Origin of the sequence: Acinetobacter sp. Tr-809 (assembly GCF_011753255.1) — a bacterium.
Taxonomy (GTDB): domain Bacteria; phylum Pseudomonadota; class Gammaproteobacteria; order Pseudomonadales; family Moraxellaceae; genus Acinetobacter.
In genome coordinates this window covers 1-255 of the sequence record NZ_VWVZ01000026.1, presented here as the reverse complement: position 1 = coordinate 255, position 255 = coordinate 1, and the positions used below count along the sequence as shown (strand labels likewise).

Genomic DNA, 255 nt, shown 5'->3' with positions numbered 1-255 from the left:
CTGGTTCAACAGTGACGGTGACCTACCCGAATGGTGGTGGTACAGCCCAAACCACAGCAGACCCAGTGACTGGTGTATGGACAGTACCAAATCCAGGTAACTTACCAAACGGCAGTACAGTGACTGCAGTCGCGACTGACCCAGCGGGTAACCCATCATTACCGGGCAGTGAAGTGGTAGATAGCTTGCCACCAGATACGACAGGTACGGTATTGAACGTCAATGCAGTGACTGCGGACAACGTGGTTAATGCAG

General features: G+C 52.9%; 1 pseudogene. It reads left to right on the top strand.

Going from position 1 to position 255, the window contains the following annotated elements:
* Positions 1–255: pseudogene (locus F3J02_RS18400) on the top strand (hypothetical protein); the annotation flags it as partial.